Origin of the sequence: Bradyrhizobium sp. CCBAU 21365 (genome assembly GCF_015291305.1) — a bacterium.
GTDB lineage: Bacteria > Pseudomonadota > Alphaproteobacteria > Rhizobiales > Xanthobacteraceae > Bradyrhizobium > Bradyrhizobium elkanii.
Genome location: NZ_CP030036.1, coordinates 325,511 through 344,192, shown reverse-complemented (window position 1 = coordinate 344,192; position 18,682 = coordinate 325,511). Strand labels below are relative to the sequence as shown.

Annotated in this window: 18 protein-coding genes, 1 tRNA gene and 1 pseudogene; 8 read left to right on the top strand and 12 right to left on the bottom strand. The window is 64.0% G+C overall.

Annotated elements, in window-relative coordinates; all coding sequences use genetic code 11:
• Positions 1-194: 194 nt before the first annotated feature.
• Entirely contained in the window at positions 195-1,601 is a 1,407-nt protein-coding gene (locus XI02_RS01615; RefSeq protein WP_172646147.1) for a hypothetical protein, read from the bottom strand.
• 254 nt (positions 1,602-1,855) lie between these two features.
• On the opposite strand from XI02_RS01615, the gene XI02_RS01610 reads away from it, so the two are divergent.
• The 5 genes from XI02_RS01610 to XI02_RS01585 all read left to right on the top strand — a co-directional run bounded on the left by XI02_RS01610 (position 1,856) and on the right by XI02_RS01585 (position 8,044).
• Positions 1,856-2,575: a prolipoprotein diacylglyceryl transferase gene (locus tag XI02_RS01610; protein ID WP_172646148.1), complete on the top strand. Its 720-nt coding sequence runs from the start codon at positions 1,856-1,858 to the stop codon at positions 2,573-2,575.
• Positions 2,556-4,001 carry a radical SAM protein gene (locus XI02_RS01605; RefSeq protein ID WP_172646149.1) on the top strand — a complete coding sequence of 482 codons (1,446 nt, stop codon included), beginning with the start codon at positions 2,556-2,558 and terminating at the stop codon, positions 3,999-4,001. Before XI02_RS01610 ends, XI02_RS01605 begins: the two co-directional genes overlap by 20 nt.
• A complete protein-coding gene (locus XI02_RS01600) occupies positions 3,998-4,276 on the top strand; it encodes a hypothetical protein (protein ID WP_172646150.1) in 279 nt (92 codons plus the stop codon). The genes XI02_RS01605 and XI02_RS01600 overlap by 4 nt, the downstream gene beginning before the upstream one ends.
• A gap of 510 nt (positions 4,277-4,786) precedes the next feature.
• Positions 4,787-6,613: a translational GTPase TypA gene (typA, locus tag XI02_RS01590; protein WP_016847242.1), complete on the top strand. Its 1,827-nt coding sequence runs from the start codon at positions 4,787-4,789 to the stop codon at positions 6,611-6,613.
• A gap of 180 nt (positions 6,614-6,793) precedes the next feature.
• A complete protein-coding gene (locus tag XI02_RS01585) occupies positions 6,794-8,044 on the top strand; it encodes an NAD(P)/FAD-dependent oxidoreductase (RefSeq protein WP_172646151.1) in 1,251 nt (416 codons plus the stop codon).
• Positions 8,045-8,065: 21 nt separating this feature from the next.
• Here the strand turns inward: XI02_RS01585 and XI02_RS01580 are convergent, their stop codons facing one another.
• The 4 genes and pseudogenes from XI02_RS01580 to XI02_RS01565 all read right to left on the bottom strand — a co-directional run bounded on the left by XI02_RS01580 (position 8,066) and on the right by XI02_RS01565 (position 11,379).
• Positions 8,066-8,971, bottom strand: coding sequence for an HNH endonuclease (locus tag XI02_RS01580; RefSeq protein ID WP_194483357.1), 906 nt, complete (start codon positions 8,969-8,971; stop codon positions 8,066-8,068).
• An 84-nt stretch (positions 8,972-9,055) separates the two neighbouring features.
• Positions 9,056-9,464: pseudogene (locus XI02_RS01575) on the bottom strand (thiol-disulfide oxidoreductase DCC family protein).
• Positions 9,465-9,523: 59 nt separating this feature from the next.
• Entirely contained in the window at positions 9,524-10,852 is a 1,329-nt protein-coding gene (locus XI02_RS01570) for an SDR family oxidoreductase (RefSeq protein WP_172646153.1), read from the bottom strand.
• A gap of 59 nt (positions 10,853-10,911) precedes the next feature.
• Positions 10,912-11,379 (bottom strand): DUF2269 domain-containing protein, encoded by a 468-nt coding sequence (locus tag XI02_RS01565; protein ID WP_172646154.1) that lies wholly within the window; start codon positions 11,377-11,379, stop codon positions 10,912-10,914.
• A gap of 374 nt (positions 11,380-11,753) precedes the next feature.
• Here XI02_RS01565 and XI02_RS01560 point away from each other — a divergent pair, with 374 nt between their 5' ends.
• A complete protein-coding gene (locus XI02_RS01560) occupies positions 11,754-12,263 on the top strand; it encodes a GNAT family N-acetyltransferase (RefSeq protein ID WP_016847248.1) in 510 nt (169 codons plus the stop codon).
• A gap of 165 nt (positions 12,264-12,428) precedes the next feature.
• Positions 12,429-12,959 carry an inorganic diphosphatase gene (gene ppa / locus XI02_RS01555; protein ID WP_016847249.1) on the top strand — a complete coding sequence of 177 codons (531 nt, stop codon included), beginning with the start codon at positions 12,429-12,431 and terminating at the stop codon, positions 12,957-12,959.
• 141 nt (positions 12,960-13,100) lie between these two features.
• Here ppa and folD read toward each other — a convergent pair whose 3' ends face one another.
• From folD to XI02_RS01540, 3 genes are read right to left on the bottom strand one after another with little or no spacing between them, the layout of a single operon-like run.
• A complete protein-coding gene (folD, locus tag XI02_RS01550) occupies positions 13,101-13,985 on the bottom strand; it encodes a bifunctional methylenetetrahydrofolate dehydrogenase/methenyltetrahydrofolate cyclohydrolase FolD (protein ID WP_028337383.1) in 885 nt (294 codons plus the stop codon).
• Position 13,986: 1 nt separating this feature from the next.
• Complete coding sequence (locus XI02_RS01545) at positions 13,987-14,322, bottom strand: DUF167 domain-containing protein (RefSeq protein ID WP_016847251.1); 336 nt, start codon at positions 14,320-14,322, stop codon at positions 13,987-13,989.
• Between the two features lie 32 nt (positions 14,323-14,354).
• The gene (locus XI02_RS01540; RefSeq protein WP_016847252.1) at positions 14,355-14,645 is read right to left on the bottom strand and encodes a YggT family protein; all 291 of its coding nucleotides are present in this window, start codon (positions 14,643-14,645) and stop codon (positions 14,355-14,357) included.
• A 297-nt stretch (positions 14,646-14,942) separates the two neighbouring features.
• On the opposite strand from XI02_RS01540, the gene XI02_RS01535 reads away from it, so the two are divergent.
• Positions 14,943-15,018, top strand: a tRNA-Ala gene (locus XI02_RS01535).
• A 138-nt stretch (positions 15,019-15,156) separates the two neighbouring features.
• Here XI02_RS01535 and XI02_RS01530 read toward each other — a convergent pair.
• From XI02_RS01530 to XI02_RS01515, 4 genes are all read right to left on the bottom strand, one after another.
• Positions 15,157-15,966 (bottom strand): enoyl-CoA hydratase, encoded by an 810-nt coding sequence (locus tag XI02_RS01530; protein WP_016847253.1) that lies wholly within the window; start codon positions 15,964-15,966, stop codon positions 15,157-15,159.
• A gap of 116 nt (positions 15,967-16,082) precedes the next feature.
• On the bottom strand, positions 16,083-16,910 hold the full coding sequence (locus XI02_RS01525) for a glutamine amidotransferase (RefSeq protein ID WP_370143869.1): 828 nt from the start codon (positions 16,908-16,910) through the stop codon (positions 16,083-16,085).
• 249 nt (positions 16,911-17,159) lie between these two features.
• The gene (locus tag XI02_RS01520; RefSeq protein WP_172646155.1) at positions 17,160-17,939 is read right to left on the bottom strand and encodes an SDR family oxidoreductase; all 780 of its coding nucleotides are present in this window, start codon (positions 17,937-17,939) and stop codon (positions 17,160-17,162) included.
• A gap of 200 nt (positions 17,940-18,139) precedes the next feature.
• Positions 18,140-18,643, bottom strand: coding sequence for a TerB family tellurite resistance protein (locus tag XI02_RS01515; RefSeq protein ID WP_016847256.1), 504 nt, complete (start codon positions 18,641-18,643; stop codon positions 18,140-18,142).
• Positions 18,644-18,682 lie beyond the last annotated feature (39 nt).

Sequence of the window (18,682 nt, the reverse complement as noted above, 5' to 3'; positions counted from 1 at the left end):
GTCTGATCCGGCGATGCGCGCTGCCGATAGATGTCAAATCGGACACCATCCGGGTTGGTCGACCTACGTACGAAAGTATGACATTCGTCGTGCAACGTTGGGGCTCAAAACAGGTGGGCGCCTCTGCGCGAGGTTTGCATGCGCAGGGAGTCCGCTACCTTGCGACGGGCCTGCGCGAGCGGTGCGATGTTTCGCTATGCCAACAGGTGAAGGTCGGACAGAAGATGGGCGGAAAGATCGCCACCCAGCGCGAGATTGCCGTAGCCGCCGTCCCCACCAAGTCCGGCAATCTGGACCGCACTCTGGTCGATGTGCACGTTGTTGACCTGATCGGCCACGGCCGTCGAATGGGGCCCCGCGATTGCGATATTGACGGGTGCATAGATCGCGACGCTGACATCGATCAGGCTGCCGGCAAAATAGCCGTTGCCGCCATTGCCTGCGCCGTTCGCGCCGGTCGCAATCGTGTCGGAGCCGCCCCACAAGCCGTGGGAAAGAAGGCTTGCATGGCCGCCCGTCGCGGCGTTGCCATTGCCGCCGTGCCCGCCCATGGCGGCGATCTGAACTGCGGATTGATCCACGTCGGCGTCATTCGTCTGGACTGAATGAACGTTGGAGCCATAGCCCGCGACTGCGATGTTGATCGGGTCGTACACTACGATCGAGGAATGCACGAGACTCCCGTAGAACGCGCCGTCGCCGCCATTGCCGGCCTGACTCCCGCCCGTCTGAACGTCCCAGACGCTCCCTCCGTTGCTTGATCCCCAACTGGGGTCGAGCGTGATGATGCTGCCGCCGAAGGCCACATTGCCATGTCCGCCACTTCCGCCGACGCCCGCGATCTGCGTAGCCGATTGATCGATGTCGACGGTGTTCGATTGACTTGCATAGGCCGTGCCGCCTGAGCTCGCCACCGCAATATTGATCGGATGATAGATCACGACGGGAGCGTCCACCAACGCACCCGAGAAATGGCCGCTGCCGCCGTTTCCGGCGCCGTTGTCGCCGCTCCCGATCGCGCCGGAGCCCAAGGAAGCACTCAAGGAAGCACTGATGCTGCCTCCCGATGCGAAGTTGTCATTGCCACCATGTCCGCCGACGCCGGCCATCTGAAAGGCGGATTGATCGACATTCAAATCATTGGACTGATTGGCCACGGCGACCGAGCCGTATCCCAAACTCACCGAAATGTTGATCGGTTCATAGATCAACAGGGATGCGTGAATGATACCTCCGTAAAAGTAACCGTCTCCGCCGTTCCCGGCGGTGTTCGCCCCGCTCTCGATCGAAGCGATGCCGGTCGCGGAATGGGATGCGCCGGCAGCAGGCTTCGTTGCCGAAACATCCAGGCTCGCCGCAGTGTGGTTGCCGATGTGGCCGCCGGTGCCGACCTCCGTCGCGGCGGGATGGTCGGATTGGCCCGGGCCAGAGTCATGGGGCTGGGAATTCGCGGTCGCGGGATGCGCATCGAGCCCTGCAAACGGGCCACTCGGTGCCGGACCCGACTCGTCGTCACCATCGTGCCCATCGTGGCGATGAGAGGCGTGATGCAGCCGGATCCCATCCGACATCCGCGAAAAATCCATCGTCGCCTTCCTCATCGCAATCGCTCCGCGCAATCGGGACGGGTTCTGCACTCCGGACAGAATGTCATCCCGGCAAGGTCGAAAGCCCAGCCGTCAGTTCGGATATGGCACTTCGGATGGTCGCCGTAACATCGGCTATATCCGTTCTGGCGCGGTTACAGCCTTTGTCGTTTTTGCGCGGGCCGGCGTCGCCGGCGTGGTCCATCGCCCCGCCATTGCAATCGGGAAGCCGCTATCGCGGACCGCGAAAATCACGCTACACTCGCCTCATGAGCGGGGCTGAACTTCACGCCGTCTTCGACGTCGCAGCATGGGGCGGGGCCGCGATCGCCATGTGGTGGCTGTCGCGCCTGCGCGGGCTGCAATTCCCCCGGCAATCCTTCGAGCTGCCCTACATCGCCGCGCTGCTGTTCGGCGCCGGGATCGGCGCCTACATGTTCGGCACGCTGAACCTGTGGTTCTCGGGCATGGCGGGCGTCGCCCGCTCGGTCGAGGGCGCGCTGGCCGGCGGCATCGTCGCGATCGAACTCTACAAATGGCGACACGGGATTTCGCTGCGCACCGGCGCGCGGTTCGCGCTGCCGCTTGCGATCGGCGTCGCGGTCGGCCGTCTCGGCTGCTATTTCGCGGGGCTCGAGGATTTCACCTACGGCACGCCGACCACGCTGCCCTGGGGCCATGATTTCGGCGACGGCGTGCTGCGCCATCCGGTGCAGCTCTACGAGAGCCTGGCGATGGCGGCGTTCGCGGCCTTCTATGTCTGGGCCGTGTTGAACCGAAATGCCGCCGTCATCACCAACGGATTCTACCTCGTGCTGTTCTACTACGGGCTGCAGCGCTTCCTGTGGGAATTCATCAAGCCCTATGGCGCGCTGATCGGACCATTCTCGCTGTTTCACCTGCTGTCGCTGTTTGTCATGATTTACGCCGCCGTCATGCTGGCGACGGCGCCGAATGTGAGCTTGAAGCATGAACGCGCCGCTGCGTAAGGCACGCCCTTACATCTTCTGGGGCCAGACCCAGTCTCTCTGCGAAACCTGCCTGGCCCTGGTGCCGACCAAGATCCAGATATCAGGCAACGAGGTCTGGTACGAGAAGCGCTGCAAGCAGCACGGCGTGCAGTCGACGCTGGTCTCGACGGATGCGGCCTATTGGCGGCTGTGCAAGGATTTCATCAAGCCCGGCGACCGGCCGCTCGCGTTCCAGCGCCACACCGAATTCGGCTGCCCCTATGATTGCGGGCTGTGCCCGGACCACGAGCAGCACTCCTGCCTCGCGCTGATCGAGATCACCGAGCATTGCAATTTGACCTGCCCGGTGTGTTTTGCGGATTCCTCGCCGGCGCGCACCAGCTTCACGCCGCTGGCGAAAATCGAGAAGATGCTGGACGCGCTGGTCGCGAGCGAGGGCGAGCCCGACCTGGTGCAGATATCCGGCGGCGAGCCGACGCTGCATCCGGATTTCTTCGCCATTCTGGATGCGGTGCGCGCCCGCCCGATCCGCCATGTCATGATCAACACCAACGGCCTCAGGATCGCGCGCGAGCCCGACTTCGTGGCGAAGCTCGCCGAGAACAGGCGCGGGCTGGAGGTCTATCTGCAGTTCGATTCGCTGCAGCGCGAGGCGCTGGTCAATCTGCGCGGCGCGGATTTGCGAAAAATCCGCCAACAGGCACTGGAGAATCTCGAGCGCCACGGCGTCTCGACCACGCTGGTCGCGACCATCAAGCGCGGCGTCAACGACGGCGAGATCGGCGACATCGTCCGTCACGCGCTGACCTGGAAGTGCGTCCGCGGCGTCACGCTGCAGCCGGTGCAGGATGCCGGCCGCAACGAGCATTTCGACAAGGACACCGACCGTATCATGCTGTCGGAGATCCGCCGGCGCGTGATCGAGACCGGGGTGTTCGGCGCTGACGACATGATCCCGTTGCCCTGCAATCCCGAGAGCATCTCGATCGGCTACGGCCTGCGCGACGGCGACAAGGTGCTGCCGCTGACCTCGCTGATCCCGCAGGAGCAGCTCATCGCCGTGATGCCCAACACCATCAGCCCGGAGAAATATCCGGTATTGCGGGAGAAGTTTGTCGACCTGTTCTCGCTGTCGTCGGGACCGCTGAACACCTCGGAGCGGGTCTGCGAACTGCTGTGCTGCCTGCCAAGCTTCGAGGTGCCGGAGGGCCTGACCTACGAGAACGTGTTCCGCGTCACCATCGTGCAGTTTCTCGACCGCTTCAATTTCTGCGTCGGCAACGTCAAGCGAAGCTGCATCCACTTCGTCACCGAGAGCGGCGCGATCATCCCGTTCGACACCTACAATCTGTTCTACCGTGACGGAAAGATCGACGGCATCCGCGCCGCGCTGGCCGGCCAAACCTACCGTGAAGCCGGGCAAAGCGAGGAGGTGCCGCGATGAGCGACACCAATCCACCGCCCATCCCGCCTGCACCACCGGAGCCGCCCTACCAATACGTCCCGCCGCCACCGTCGCCACGCAGCGGCTGCGCCACCGCGTTCATGGTGCTGTTCGGGCTGGTCCTGCTGCTGCCCGGGCTCTGCGCCCTTCTGTTCGGGTTCGGCGTCCTGAGCGAGTCGAAAACCGATCCCTCCATTCTCTTCCTGATCCTGCTCGGGCTCGCGGTCTGCTTCGCCGGCGTGATGCTGATCCGCGCCGCGATCAAGGGACGCTAGTCCGGGGCATCGTGAGCAGTTTTTCAGCAAACCCGGAACAGAGACAGCGCAGCGGTTGTGCCACTGCCATCATGCTGGTCGTCGGGGTGATCCTGCTGATCCCGGGGGGTCCTGTGCGCCATTCTCAACGCCAAGATGGGCGCCGGGGCCGGCGGCGACCCCATCACCATGTTCGTGATGATGGTGGCGCTGGGCGGGCTTGGCCTGATCGTGTTCGCGATTACCCGGAAGTAAGACCTGAAAGCCCCTCAAAACCCGCCTTTGGAACAAAAATCAGCCCTCCAAACAGCCAATAAATCATTGTTTTTTGGCGTTTTCTGACTATATTGCGCCGCAACGCGCAAGGTGCCCGGTCCTCTGACCGGGCTTCCTTTTTGGGGTGATGCGTCCCCGTCAAATTTCTTGGGTATGAGCGTGATCCGGGCCCGAATGGGCCACGCGAGCGAGCGGCCGGCCAAACTGGTCCGGCGAGATCGCGCATCTGACCATTGCACGACCAGAAGAAGAGCCATGAACCTTCGCAACGTCGCCATCATCGCCCACGTCGACCACGGCAAGACCACCCTCGTCGACCGCCTGCTGCAGCAATCCGGCACCTTCCGCGAGAACCAGAAGGTCACCGAGCGCGCCATGGACTCCAACGACCTGGAGCGCGAGCGCGGCATCACCATCCTGGCCAAGGCCGCCTCGGTGCAGTGGAAGGACATCCGCGTCAACATCGTCGACACTCCCGGCCACGCCGACTTCGGCGGTGAGGTCGAGCGTATCCTCAACATGGTGGACGGCGCGCTGGTGCTGGTCGACGCCGCCGAGGGCCCGTTGCCGCAGACCAAGTTCGTGGTGTCGAAGGCGCTCAAGATCGGGCTGAAGCCGATCGTCGTGATCAACAAGGTCGACCGTCCCGACGCACGCCCGACCGAAGTCATCAACGAGGTGTTCGACCTGTTCGCGGCGCTCGACGCCAGCGAAGAACAGCTCGACTTCCCGATTCTGTACGGGTCGGCCAAGCAGGGCTGGATGGCGGAGAGCCCGGAGGGTCCGAAGGATCTCGGCATGCAGCCGCTGTTCGACCTGATCGTGCGCCACGTCGAGCCGCCGAAGGTCGAGGAAGGTCCGTTCCGCATGATCGGCACCATCCTCGAGGCCAATCCCTATCTCGGCCGCATCATCACCGGCCGCATCTCCTCGGGCTCGATCAAGCCGAACCAGCAGGTCAAGGTGCTGTCCGCCGACGGCAAGCTGATCGAGAGCGGCCGCCTGACCAAGATCCTCGCCTTCCGCGGCCTTGAGCGCACCCCGCTCGAGGAGGCCGAGGCCGGCGACATCGTCGCGATCGCGGGCCTCACCAAGGGCACCGTTGCCGACACCTTCTGCGATCCCACCGTCGAGACGCCGCTGCCGGCGCAGCCGATCGATCCGCCGACGGTGTCGATGTCGTTCATCGTCAACAACTCGCCGCTCGCCGGCACCGAAGGCGACAAGGTGACCTCGCGCATGATCCGCGACCGCCTGATGCGCGAGGCCGAGGGCAACGTCGCGCTGCGCGTCGTCGAGGCCGCCGACAAGGATTCCATGGAAGTCTCCGGACGCGGCGAATTGCAGCTCGCGATCCTGATCGAGACCATGCGCCGCGAGGGCTTTGAGCTCTCGGTGTCGCGCCCGCGCGTCGTGCTGCAGAAGGACGAGGCGACCGGCGCCTGGCAGGAGCCGATCGAGGAAGTCGTGATCGACGTCGATGAGGAGCATTCCGGCGTCGTCGTGCAGAAGATGAGCGAGCGCAAGGCCGAGATGATCGAGATGCGCCCCTCCGGCGGCAACCGCCTGCGGCTGGTGTTCTACGCGCCGACTCGCGGGCTGATCGGCTACCAGGGCGAATTGCTCACCGACACCCGCGGCACCGCGATCATGAACCGCATCTTCCATGGCTATGCCGCCTATAAGGGCGAGATCCAGGGCCGCCGCAACGGCGTGCTGATCTCCAACGACCAGGGCGAAGCGGTGGCCTATGCGATGTTCAAGCTGGAGGACCGCGGCCCGATGATGATCGAGCCGGGCTGGAAGGTCTACAAGGGCATGATCGTCGGCGAGCACACCCGCGACAACGACCTCGAGATCAACGTGCTGAAGGGCAAGCAGCTCACCAACATCCGCACCACCTCGAAGGACGAGGCGGTACGCCTGACGCCGCCGATCCGGATGACCCTGGAAAAGGCGCTCGCCTATATCGAAGACGACGAGCTCGTCGAGGTGACGCCGAAGTCGATCCGGCTGCGCAAGAAGCACCTCGACCCGAACGACCGCAAGCGCGCCGAAAAGGCCAAGGAAGCTGTAGCTTAAGCGGTGGCGTAAGCCCCACTGTCGTGCCCCGGCCGACCGGGGCACCCGGTACGCCGCGGCTCATCGGCTCAATCACTGCTGTCTCTGGAATACTGGATCACCCGCATGCGCATGCGCGGGTGATGACAGTTATGCGCGGGGTGACTTTAGGCGTCTTTCCAGACGTGCTAGAGCCGGGACATGACTTCCCTTCCCTCCACGATCGATGTTGCCATCATCGGCGCCGGCGCCGCCGGCCTCGGTGCCGTGAATGCGCTGAAGGACTCCGGCCTCTCCACGATCGTCCTGGAAGCCCGCGACCGCCTCGGCGGCCGCGCGCATACGATTCAGGCTGCGCCCGACGTGGTGTTTGACGTCGGCTGCGGCTGGCTGCACTCGGCCGACCGGAACAGCTTTGTCGGCATCGCCCGGCAACTCAACTTCGAGCTCAACAAGGACCTGCCGCCGTGGCGCGAGCGCGCCTACGGCGAGGCGTTCCCGCAGGCCGCTCGCGACGACTTCACGCACGCACTCGACCAATTCTACGACCGCATCGAGCAGGCGGCACGGCAGGGCAAGGACCGCCCGGCCAGCCTGTACCTCGAGCCCGGCAACCGCTGGAACCCGATGATCGATGCGATCTCGACCTATGTGAACGGCTGCGAGCTCGACCAGGTCTCGATCCTCGATGTCGATGCCTATGAGGACACCGACATCAATTGGCGGGTGCGGCGCGGCTATGGCGCGCTGGTCGCGGCCTATGGCGCGCAGGTGCCGGTCGCGCTGAACTGCGAGGTCAGGCTGATCGATCACTCCGGCAAGCGCATCCGCATCGAGACCTCGCGCGGCGTGCTTGAGGCGGACAAGGTGATCGTCACCGTGCCGACCAACCTGATCGCCGATCAGGCGATCCGCTTTTCGCCGGCGCTGCCGGACAAGCTCGACGCCGCGCGCGGCCTGCCCCTCGGCCTCGCCGACAAGGTGACGCTGGCGCTGGCCGAGCCCGAGGCCTTGCCGAAGGAAGGCAATCTGCGCGGCGCCACCATGCGCACCGAGATGGGCACCTATCATATCCGCCCGTTCGGCCAGCCCTGCATCGAAGGTTTCTTCGGCGGCCGTTTTGCGCGACAGCTCGAAAATGCCGGCGACGGTGCCATCGCCGCGCACAGCATCGACGAGATCGTCTCCTTCCTCGGCAATGATTTCCGCCGCAAGCTGAAGCCGCTCAGCGAATCCCGCTGGGCCCACGACCCGTTCGCCCGCGGCTCCTACTCGCACGCACTGCCCGGCCACGCAGACAAGCGCGCCGTGCTGGCCGCGCCGGTCGACGGCCGGCTGTTCTTCGCCGGCGAAGCGACGTCGCCGGAGTTTTTCTCGACCGCGCATGGCGCGCGGGACTCGGGGGAGCGGGCGGCGAAGGAAGTGGTGGCGGCGACCAACCGACCAGAATAGTTGCCCGGAAGTGAGGCCGCCTCACTTTTTGAAAACAACGTCTCTATGAAATTTCAGATAGTGCGAGTTTGGATAAAGGGTCTGATCCTTCGGAAGATTGATCAATCCACTTTGATTGAGAAGCCTAACGGCATCTTCGGGAACGTGATTCTTGGAAACTAGTATTTTGTAATCGTCGCCAATCGAGATCAGCCCTCGATCAAACATCCAGTGCACTGTTCCGGACAACGCCAGCCCGTTTCGAACTGAGTCGGGTCCGCTTGACGCCACTGGCTGAATGTGTGCGGCCTGCACTTCGGGGCGGCCCCCGCCATTGATCAACCGCAAACCTGTAATGGCACATCTATTGGAATAGGCCGCTCGTACGCTGTGCATAAATGATTTTTCTCGAAACGGCCGGGAAACAACCATTTCGACAACTGGTCGCTCGAACGGTGTTGGCGGTTCGGAATATCCGGGTGGCGACGGCGCCTCCGGCGAATGCACCTCGCCAAGAATTGGCGCAAAGCCAGCTCGCAAGATCCGGTCGAATTCATTATCAGGGATGAGCCGTACAGCTCGACCAAACGCACCCTTATTGGTGCTGCCGTCATCCTTCTCGAGTGCACTCTCGTAGTATTCGCCCTGCTCCTGAAACGGGACGACCGTGTCGAAATCCAGATACGTCGCGCTATCGATAATTGCAAAGTAATGATCTGGTAATTCGACGTCCTCAATCACCGAACTAACGCGAGCGACACCGAAATAGGATTGACGACCTCCCCTACTTGAAAGGTCAGAGCTCGATCTTCGTGGTTCATAGTAGACGATGTAGTCGCCGATCGTTTGCTGGACATAATTAAGATATGTGCGCGGAAAGTGATACCTTTCTTCGGGCAGGTCCTTGTAGCTCGGTGTAATCTTTGAAGTAAAAACTGCCTTGGTCATAAACGAAACCTTCGCGCACAACTATCTCAGCGCCATTCAATCTAAAGTAGCTCTGACTATTTGGATAGCCTCCGACCTCGGCCTCTACTCCAGCACCCGCGCCCGCATATCCGCATCCGGAACGAAACACGTCTCGTACTTGCCGAAGATGCGATAGCGATTGCGGGCGATCAGGCTGTAAACGGCGTCACGCAGCGGCTTGGGCACCGCGAACAGCGCGCGGGTCCAAGTCCAGCCGGGCAGATGGCTCAGCACCGTCAGCGCCGCATCGGATTTCATGTAGGCAACGCCGCCATGGACGACGGCGTTGGTGTCGGGGTCGTCAGGATTGATGCCGAAGCTCTTCGCCAGCCGCGTGCCGTAGCCGGACTGGATCGGCGTGAAGCGGAAGCGGCGCACCGTGTCGCGGGCGATGACGAAGCGGACCCCAGCGCGAACAGAAGATGCAGACGCCGTCATAGAGGATCACGTCGTCGTCGGGCCAAGTGCTCATCTCGATTTCTTTCGACGCGTTTTCTTCACGCGAACCGGTTCCCACTTCGCTCGAAAACGCTACCGGTTATCCAGCATCAGCAACGCGACCAGCATCAGCATGATCGCAGGTCCCGTCTTCACCAGCGCGCCGAGCGGCTCGATCCAGAGATCCGGCGTCAGAATCGCCGATCCCACCATGTAGCCGAGCGAGGCGATGATGCCTGCGATCAGGCCGAGCGCCGCGGTGCGGCGGATCGCGATCAGCACCCCGATGCTCATGTCCATCAGGCTGGTCAGCACCGTGACCGGCCCGACCAAGGCGGGCGGGAAATCGTGCGCACGCAAGATGCCCGCCGCGGCGTCATAGGAAATCACCAGCGCGATGAAGCCGGATGCGACCCAGAACAGCACGAGGCTCACGAAGATCAGCGCCTTGATCAGGAACAGCCGCGCGAACCATTTGTCCTGAATGGTCGCGGGGCGCCCGCCGACTGCCTGCGCGATTGTCTTCGGCACGATGCCGGTCGCTTGCATCCAGCCTGCGGGATCGCCGGTGACGCCGCGGCGCAGCTCGGCGATCGCGGTGGAGCGCAGCGGCGGCATCCAGCCGAGGCGGCTTGCGAGATCGCCGAGGCGGGCGCCGAGATCGATCAGGAACGGCGGCGTCGCGATGCGGACGTGCTTTGCCGTGCCGAACGACCGGCGGAACTGGGCGACGACGCCGCCGAGCGAAATCGGCTGCTTCTGCATCAGGTCCCATGTCACCGATCGCACCGCTTCGTCGGCGACATCGCGCGCCGCAAGCCAGGCGATGGTGGCGGCGATATCCTCGACTGCGACCGGCTCGAACGGCGTCGCGGCCTCCTCGGACGGCAGATCGACCGGCAGCGCCGCCAGCGCGCGCAGCATGGCGCTGCCGCCATAGGCCGAAGGCGCGATGACGAAGCCCGGGCGCAGGATCGCATGGGGAATCCCGGACGCCGCGATCAGCCGTTCGGCCTCGCGCTTGGTGGTGCTGAAGGCGGTGCGGTCCGCATCGGCCGTGCCGGGAATCGAGATATGGACGAGACGGATGGCACGGTGGCTGTCACCGATCGCCCGCAACAGCCGCGCGACGAGGTCGCGATGCACCGCGCTTGTGTCGCTGCCCGGACCATCCTGCAGCACGCCGAGGCAGTTCACGACGATGTCGACCTCATGGGTGCGAAGCAGCTGCGTCAGCGCCGCGGCATCCATCGACATCACCGGCAGCTCGATGTCGGCCGCGCTCATTTTCTGCGCCGGCGTAAAGTGCCGCGCGATGCCGATCACGTGAAAGCCGCGCGCCCTCAGATCGTCGGTGATGGTGCGCCCGATCAGGCCCGACGCGCCGAGCACGAGAATGTTGTGTGATGCGTCGTCACTCATGGAAGTCTCGAGCATGATCCTGTTCGGAGAACCGCTGCACACTTTTCCGGGATCATGCGCTAAAACAGTTTCGCGATCATCAGCCAGAGGATGATCATCACGGAGCCGAAGCCGGGAATACCGAACAGGAACCAGCGGCGAAACAGCGCAAAATAACGCGGCGGCAGCGCAAGGCCTTTTTCGACGGCCGCCTGCGCGAGGTTGCGCATCTCGATCTGCATGAAGACGACGGGAACCCAGAACACGCCGGCGAGCGCGTAGAGCGCAAGCGAAACTACGAGCCAGCGCTCGGTGATGCTCGTTGCCGACAGCAGCATCAGCAGTCCGCCGCTCACCGGCTGCAGCAGCACGGCGGTCAGCGTGAAGATCATGTCCGCGATCACGACGGTCGCCGCCGTGCGCGCGATGAACGCCGCATCCTGCGTGCGATGCGCCGCCAGCATGAAGAAGGCGATGCCGGTCCCGGTGCCGAGGATCACGATGGCGCCGAGCACGTGCAGATATTTGATCAGGAAGTAGAGCGTCATCGCAGTCCGCTCGTGATCAGGCCAACTTCGGCGCGCACAAACACCGCCGCTGCCATAGGCCGGTCGGGCACGAAAATCCACTGCGGCGGAGCAGGCGTGGCGCGTTCGGAGTACCCACATCGCGTCTGGATTCGCTCGCAGAATCCTGGCCGCGAATCAGCCCCCGAATGAGCTTTTTCCAACTATGGCAGTGTCATACTGCGCTCGCGATACACGCTTTGCACAGCTCCGGATCGGCGGTTGGCCGCTTGAACTCCGGCAAGTGTCCTCTTTCGGAACAAATTCTCACGACACTGATGCAAAAAATCCACAGATTAACCGATAATTAACGATGGACCTTGAAGGCGGCCCGCCGACTTGCTTTGATTGCACCCATGAGCACAACGCTAATCGAGGTCCGGCCGGCCAAAGCTGCAGACGCGGCGGCGGTGGCGTCTACCCATGACGAAGCCTGGCGCTCGGCGTATCAGGGAATCATCCCCGGCGCCGAACTCGAAAAGCTGATCAATCGCCGCGGCCCGCAGTGGTGGGACAGCGCCATCCGCAAGGGCAGCCGCGTCAGCGTGCTGGTGTTCGGCGACCGCATCGCAGGCTACGCCAATTACGGCCGCAACCGCGCCCGCAGCCTGCATTTCGAAGGCGAGATCTACGAGCTCTATCTGCGGCCGGAATTCCAGGGGCTCGGCTTCGGCCGGCGCCTGTTCGCCTCCGCCCGCCGCGACCTGATGCAGAGCGGCCTCAAGAGCATGGTGATCTGGGCGCTGTCCGACAACGAGCCGGCGACCGAGTTTTACCGTGCGCTGGGCGGCCGGATGGTGGCGCGCTCCTCGGAGCGGTTCGGGCCGAAGTCGCTCGACAAGGTCGCTTTCGCCTGGGCGAACTGAAAATCCTGCTTCTCTCGCAGCTGCAGCAAGGCTAAACCAGCCTCAAGCGCTGCGCGCGTCGGCCAGCCCGGCCTCAAGGCCGGGCCTGGTGTCGTTTTGCGGCCCGGCGGCGCCAACCAAAAAATCACATCGTTCTCAACTTCCAGAGGCCACGCGGAGCAATCCATGCGTATCGACGCCATATCGATCGGAAAAAATCCGCCCCACGACGTCAACGTCATCATCGAGGTTGCCGTCGGCGGCGAGCCAATCAAGTACGAGATGGACAAGGAGGCCGGCACGCTCGTGGTGGACCGCTTCCTCTACACGCCGATGCGCTATCCCGGCAATTACGGCTTCATCCCGCACACGCTGTCCGGCGACGGCGATCCCTGCGACGTGCTGATCGTCAACACCCGCGCCATCGTGCCGGGCGCGGTGATGAGCGTCCGCGTGGTCGGCGTGCTCTTGATGGAGGACGAGGCCGGCGGCGACGAGAAGATCATCGCGGTGCCGTCATCGAAGCTGACCCAACGCTACGACAAGGTGCAGAACTACAGCGACCTGCCCGACATCACGCTGCAGCAGATCCAGCACTTCTTCGAACACTACAAGGACCTCGAGAAGGGCAAGTGGGTGAAGGTGCTGCGCTGGGGCGACGCCGACGAAGCCCGCAAGCTGATCCTCGAAGGCATCGAGCGCGCGAAGAAGAAGTGACTAATCTCGCCCTGCTTGCGATCCGGGTGAGGGGGTACAGGTCTCTCGACAATCCCACCTCGGAGAGGGGCCCCTCACCCCAACCCTCTCAGAGCGAGCTATGCTCGTCTCGGCCCCGCAAGAGCGGGGCGAGGGAGCATTTCACACCGCCGGCGCCGGCAGGCCGGCAATCGCGCAGGCGGCGCGCAGCGTGTTGACCAGGAGGCACGCCACCGTCATCTGCCCGACGCCGCCGGGCACCGGCGTGATTGCGCCGGCGACATTGAGCGCTTCCTGGAATGCCACATCGCCGACCAGTTTCGGCTTGCCGCCGGGCACCGGGATGCGGTTGATGCCGACATCGATCACGGTCGCGCCCGGCTTCAGCCAGTCGCCCCGCACCATCTCGGGCCGGCCGACCGCGGCATAGACCAGATCGGCCTGGGCGCAGAGCTTTGGCAGATCGCGCGAGCGCGAATGCGCGATCGTCACCGTCGCGTTCTCGTTCAGCAGCAATTGCACCAGCGGACGGCCGACCAGATTGGAGCGGCCGATCACGATCGCGTTCATGCCCTCGAGCGAGGCGTGCACGCTCTTGGTCAGGATGATGCAGCCGAGCGGCGTGCAGGGCGACAGCGCGGCCAAACCGCCGGCGAGCCGGCCGGCATTGTTAGGGTGCAGGCCATCGACGTCCTTGGCCGGATCGATCGCGTTGATGATGGTCTCGGTGTGCAGCGATTTCGGCAGCGGCAGCTGCACCAGAATGCCATGCACCATGGGATCGCGATTGAGCCGCGCGATCAGCGCCAGCAGATCGGCCTGCGACACATCCTCCGGCAGCTTGTGCTCGAACGAGGCCATGCCGGCGGCCTGGGTCTGGGTGTGCTTGCTGCGGACATAGACCTCGCTGGCGGGATCATGGCCGACCAGCACGACGGCGAGCCCCGGCGTGAGCTGGTGGTCGCGCTTGACGCGGGCGACCTCGTCGGCGACGCGGGCTCTGAGCTCGGCGGCGATGGCTTTTCCGTCGATGATGCGGGCAGTCATGTCAGTCCCTTGTCTGCTGGTTCGGCTTGGCCGCTGTCAGCTTCCTCAATGTATCGCCAAGCCCTTTCGGATCGCCGTCCACCGCGACCTGCTTGAGCCGCGAGGTGGCGCCGGACAACAGCTTCACTCTGGCCTTCGGCACCCCGAGCGCCTTGGCCAGCAGCTCGGTCACCGCACGGTTGGCCTCGCCGCCCTCGGCGATGGCGCGCACCCGTACCTTCACCACCGAACGGCCGTTGGCCAACGTCTCGATCCCGTCGATGTCGTCGCGGCCGCCGCGCGGCGTCACGCGCAACGCGATGCTGATGCCCTCGGTGGAGTAGCGCCAAGGATCCATCAAGGCTCCCTCGCCAAGGCCCGTCGAAAGGGTCAGATCACATTGGGATAGATGTAATAGGCGATTACCCGCTGGATGAACATGATGATCAAAATCACGATGATCGGCGAGATATCGAGCCCGCCCAGATTCGGCATCACGTTGCGGATCGGCCTCAGCACGGGCTCGGTGATCCGGTAGAGGAACTCGGCCACCGCGGAAACGAACTGGTTGCGCGTGTTGACCACATTGAAGGCGACCAGCCAGGACAGGATGGCGGAGGCGATCAGCAGCCAGACATAGAGGTCGAGGATGATGATGACGATGTCGAGAACAGCGCGCATATGAGGGGGGCTCGCGGGTAAGACAACCGATTGAGGCGCAACGAGACCGGACTGAGCCGCCATCGCGCTTCTTGATTGAGCGGGATCGTTTCGGAAAACCGCTATGCGCTGGGCGCTCGCGCGGTCCGCCGGGTCGGGATCACGCCCTAGATATCGGTTCATCCCCCCGCAAACAAGGGAAGTTCCCGGCGGGACGGGCCGAAAACCGCGCTTTCACCGTTCTTGACTTGACCTTGGGCGGGACTGTAAATGGCGCCCGACTGACGGCCGGGACACTCAGCAACACCCGGCCGCGATGGGGCCATAGCTCAGCTGGGAGAGCGCGTCGTTCGCAATGACGAGGTCGGCGGTTCGATCCCGCCTGGCTCCACCAGCCTTCGCTCGCTTCGCGAGCTTCGGCTCGGCAAGCCCGGATAGTCCATCGTAGCGATGCGAGCGAAGGCTGCCGCGGCGTAGCCCGCAGGGCGAAGCCGGGCTGGTGTTATGAACTCCGACCCAATCCCTCCCCCCCTCACGTCCCCGTAAACCGCGGCGGCCGCTTCTCCACAAAACTCGCGACGCCTTCCCTGAAATCATTGCCCTTCAGCGCGATCTGCATCTCGCGGTTGGCATCGATGGTGGCTTCGGCGAGCGTCTGGAACGGCACGTCGTAGACCTGGCGCTTGATCACCGCGATCGCGCTCGGCGAGACGAAATCGGCGAGGTCGCGGGCATAGGCATAGGTTTCCTCGCGCAGCTTCTCCGGCGAGGAGAGCCGGTTGACGAGGCCGATGCGCAACGCCTCCCCGGCCGACACGCGCCGCGCCGACATCAACAGATCGAGCGCGTTGGCGTGGCCGACGATACGCGGCAGCATCCAGCTGATGCCGTGTTCGGCGATCAGGCCGCGCCGCGCGAAGGCGGTGGTGAACACCGCGGTGTCGGCGGCGAAGCGCAAATCGCAATACAGCGCGTGGACCAGGCCGATGCCGGCGGTGGCGCCGTTGAGCATCGCGATCACAGGCTTCCTGATCGCGGGGTAGTAGGCGTAGCGCGTCTGCCAGTCGGCGCGCCGGTTCATGTCGAACGGGATGTTCTCGCCGCGCCTGACCTCGTTGGGATCGATCCCCTTCAGCGCGTCCATGTCGGCGCCGGCGCAGAAGCCGCGGCCCGCGCCGGTCAGCACGATGACGCGAACGTTGTCATCGTTGGCCGCCGCCTCCATCGCGTGGCGCACGTCACGCTCCATGATCGCGGTCCACGCATTCATGCGATCGGGGCGGTTGAGCGTGATGGTCGCGATCCTGTCGCTGACCTCATAGAGGATGTGCTCGTAGCTCACGGCGATCTCCCTGTGCCTTGTTGTTATTGATACGCGCGGCGATGCGGCCTGCGCCCGGCGGCCGACAGTAGCACATTCACCAGAATGAAAAGCCGGCGCGAAATTCCGCGTGGCGGCTATTCCGCGGCCTGCAGCAGCTGCCGCTGCGGCACGCGCGCGATCCAGCCGTCGATGAAATGCTTCAGCCACGCGCGCTCGGCGGCATCGTGGACGGCACGCTCGGCGAAGTGCAGATGACCCGGTTGTGCGCCCGGGGAATCCATCCGTGCGCAGCCGCGCGCGGTCCAGCGATGCATCATCGCGTAGGTCACGTCGGGATGGAATTGCAGGCCGAAGGCGTTGCCGAACTGGAACGCCTGCACCGGGAAATCATCGCCCGACGCGAGCAGGTCGGCACCGGCGGGCAATTGAAATCCCTCGCCGTGCCAGTGATAGACCCGCGCCGGCCAGTCCGGGCAGAGCGCACGGCCAGCCTCGGTCGGCCTGACCGGATAATAGCCGACCTCGACGCGGCCTTGCGGATGCGGCGCGACCGCGGCGCCGAGCTGCCGAGCCAGCATCTGCGCGCCGAGGCAGATGCCCAGGAACGGGCGCTGCTCGCGCAGCGGAACGGCGATCCAGTCGATCTCGCGCCGCACGTAGTCGTCGCCATCGTTGGCGCTCATCGGACCGCCGAAGATCACCGCGCCGGCATGCCCATCGAGCGTTGCGGGCAGCGCGTCGCCGAAGCGCGGGCGGCGGATGTCGAGGCGGTAGCCCAGCGCGCGCAGGGCGTTGCCGACCCGGCCGGGAGTCGATGTCTCCCGATGCAGCACGATCAGCACCGGCCGCAACGAGACCTGAGCCGACATCTGATCCAAGTTCTGATCCCTGGGCGTGATCGCGGCCGGCCTTCGGCTGGCGAAGGGCACCACGACACGGCTCTGGTCAGTCCGGAACGACATTGCCTCTGCTTAAAGTTTCGGCACGTAAGGCGCGATCATAGCTAAGTGGTCGTTAACATCGTGTGAGTTTGCGCACACCCAGGCGAAGCAAATCGCGGGCCAGAAAACAGCCTTAACGGCAACGAGTGGGAGGTTTTTCAGGGACAGCTAGAGCGTTTTCGAGCGAAGTGGATACCGGTTCGCGTGAAGAAAACGCGTCAAAACAAGAATCTAGAGCCCCGTTCCGATTCCATCGGAACGGGAAAAGCTCTAGCGCTTGCGAAGCTGAAATCCGCCGACCGCCGTCAGGATGAAGGAGCGCGGAAACAGCCGGAGCAGGAACGGCACCAGCTTGATGAAGGCGCCAGGCAGCACCGCGCGCTTGTTGGCCATCAACCCGCTATAGGCTTGGCGGGCCACCTCTTCCGGCGAAACGTTGAGGATGGCGGAATCGAATCCGGGGGCAAACCCGGCGCGATCCTGAAACTCCGATGGTACCGGGCCCGGGCAACACACGGTGACACGCACGCCCTGCGGCGCCAGCTCACAGCGCAACGCCTCGGAAAACGACAGCACATAGGCCTTGCTGGCGTAGTACACGGCCATGCCGGGACCCGGCAGGAATCCGGCGATCGAGCCGAGATTGAGGATGCCGCCGCGGTTGCGGATCAGCTGGTCGGCAAAGCGCAGCGTCAGATCGGTCAGCGCGCGGATATTGACATTGATGATGTTGAGCTGCTCGGCACGGTCGCGCTCGATGGCACGGCCGAACAGGCCGAAGCCGGCATTATTGACGAGAAATTCGACCTCGACCCCGGCGTCGGTCAGGGCCTGCGCTATCCGGTCGCCGGCATCGCTGTGCTGGAGATCACAGGGGATCACAATCGGCGCTGCGCCACCCTTGGCCCCGATTTCGTCGGCGAGCGCCTTCAGGCGGTCGGCGCGCCGCGCCACCAGCGCAACACGGTGACCATTCGATGCAAACACGCGCGCCAGTTCGGTGCCTATGCCCGCCGATGCCCCGGTTATCAGCGTCACACGCTCGGTCACGTTTCAAACTCTTACTGCAAATTCTAGTGAGGTCCCCAACAAGGCGACGAGAGCATAGGCATGCGGTGGGACGCAAGCCGTGTGTAAGCTTGTGGACAGTGGCGAGGCACTGGTTTTGTGATGAAACGCCAGATTTTCCGTCGGATCGCCAACAATCGCGGCGGACATTAAAATTTCGTCATCCGTGGTGCCGAATCGCGTCAGATTGCGGCGTCCGCCGTGCCCCAGGGGCCCTTTGGCAGCGCCGCCTGCTTCTCGGCGACCCGATGTTTGAGATCGATGCGGTCGCGCGAGGAAATGCCGAGCAGATCGGCGGCGCGCCAGACCACATTGTCCTCGAACTCGCTGACCTGGCCGTCGGCATAGACCAGCTCCCACATCATCTCGACGATGCGCAGCCGTCCCTCCTCGTTCACCGAGCGCATGATCACGCTGGTAAAGTGATAGAGATCGACGGCCTCGCCCTCGACGCGCATGGCAGAGGCGATCAGCTTGTCGGCCGCGCCGCGGTCGAGCTGGAAACGGCTCTCGATCAGGCCGTGCAGCTTGCGCGTCTCGGCAGGCGTCGGCTCGCCGTCCAGCGAGACGACATGCACCAGCAGCGCCGTCGCCGCCAGGCGATAGTCGCCGTCATCGAAGGTGCGGTCGGCCTGGGCGTCGGGGGAAACGATATCGGCAATGAATTGGCGAAGTCCGTCGAGCATCGGTCTCTCTGTGGGATGAAGCCTGCCTGATTTGAGCGT

What these genes read in the sequence shown, in the direction of transcription:
- XI02_RS01615 (WP_172646147.1), bottom strand. Translation starts at nt 1,601, where the DNA reads ATGAGGAAGGCGACGATGGATTTTTCGCGGATGTCGGATGGGATCCGG.
- XI02_RS01610 (WP_172646148.1), top strand. Translation starts at nt 1,856, where the DNA reads ATGAGCGGGGCTGAACTTCACGCCGTCTTCGACGTCGCAGCATGGGGC.
- XI02_RS01605 (WP_172646149.1), top strand. Translation starts at nt 2,556, where the DNA reads ATGAACGCGCCGCTGCGTAAGGCACGCCCTTACATCTTCTGGGGCCAG.
- XI02_RS01600 (WP_172646150.1), top strand. Translation starts at nt 3,998, where the DNA reads ATGAGCGACACCAATCCACCGCCCATCCCGCCTGCACCACCGGAGCCG.
- typA (WP_016847242.1), top strand. Translation starts at nt 4,787, where the DNA reads ATGAACCTTCGCAACGTCGCCATCATCGCCCACGTCGACCACGGCAAG.
- XI02_RS01585 (WP_172646151.1), top strand. Translation starts at nt 6,794, where the DNA reads ATGACTTCCCTTCCCTCCACGATCGATGTTGCCATCATCGGCGCCGGC.
- XI02_RS01580 (WP_194483357.1), bottom strand. Translation starts at nt 8,971, where the DNA reads ATGACCAAGGCAGTTTTTACTTCAAAGATTACACCGAGCTACAAGGAC.
- XI02_RS01570 (WP_172646153.1), bottom strand. Translation starts at nt 10,852, where the DNA reads ATGAGTGACGACGCATCACACAACATTCTCGTGCTCGGCGCGTCGGGC.
- XI02_RS01565 (WP_172646154.1), bottom strand. Translation starts at nt 11,379, where the DNA reads ATGACGCTCTACTTCCTGATCAAATATCTGCACGTGCTCGGCGCCATC.
- XI02_RS01560 (WP_016847248.1), top strand. Translation starts at nt 11,754, where the DNA reads ATGAGCACAACGCTAATCGAGGTCCGGCCGGCCAAAGCTGCAGACGCG.
- ppa (WP_016847249.1), top strand. Translation starts at nt 12,429, where the DNA reads ATGCGTATCGACGCCATATCGATCGGAAAAAATCCGCCCCACGACGTC.
- folD (WP_028337383.1), bottom strand. Translation starts at nt 13,985, where the DNA reads ATGACTGCCCGCATCATCGACGGAAAAGCCATCGCCGCCGAGCTCAGA.
- XI02_RS01545 (WP_016847251.1), bottom strand. Translation starts at nt 14,322, where the DNA reads ATGGATCCTTGGCGCTACTCCACCGAGGGCATCAGCATCGCGTTGCGC.
- XI02_RS01540 (WP_016847252.1), bottom strand. Translation starts at nt 14,645, where the DNA reads ATGCGCGCTGTTCTCGACATCGTCATCATCATCCTCGACCTCTATGTC.
- XI02_RS01525 (WP_370143869.1), bottom strand. Translation starts at nt 16,910, where the DNA reads ATGTCGTTCCGGACTGACCAGAGCCGTGTCGTGGTGCCCTTCGCCAGC.
- XI02_RS01515 (WP_016847256.1), bottom strand. Translation starts at nt 18,643, where the DNA reads ATGCTCGACGGACTTCGCCAATTCATTGCCGATATCGTTTCCCCCGAC.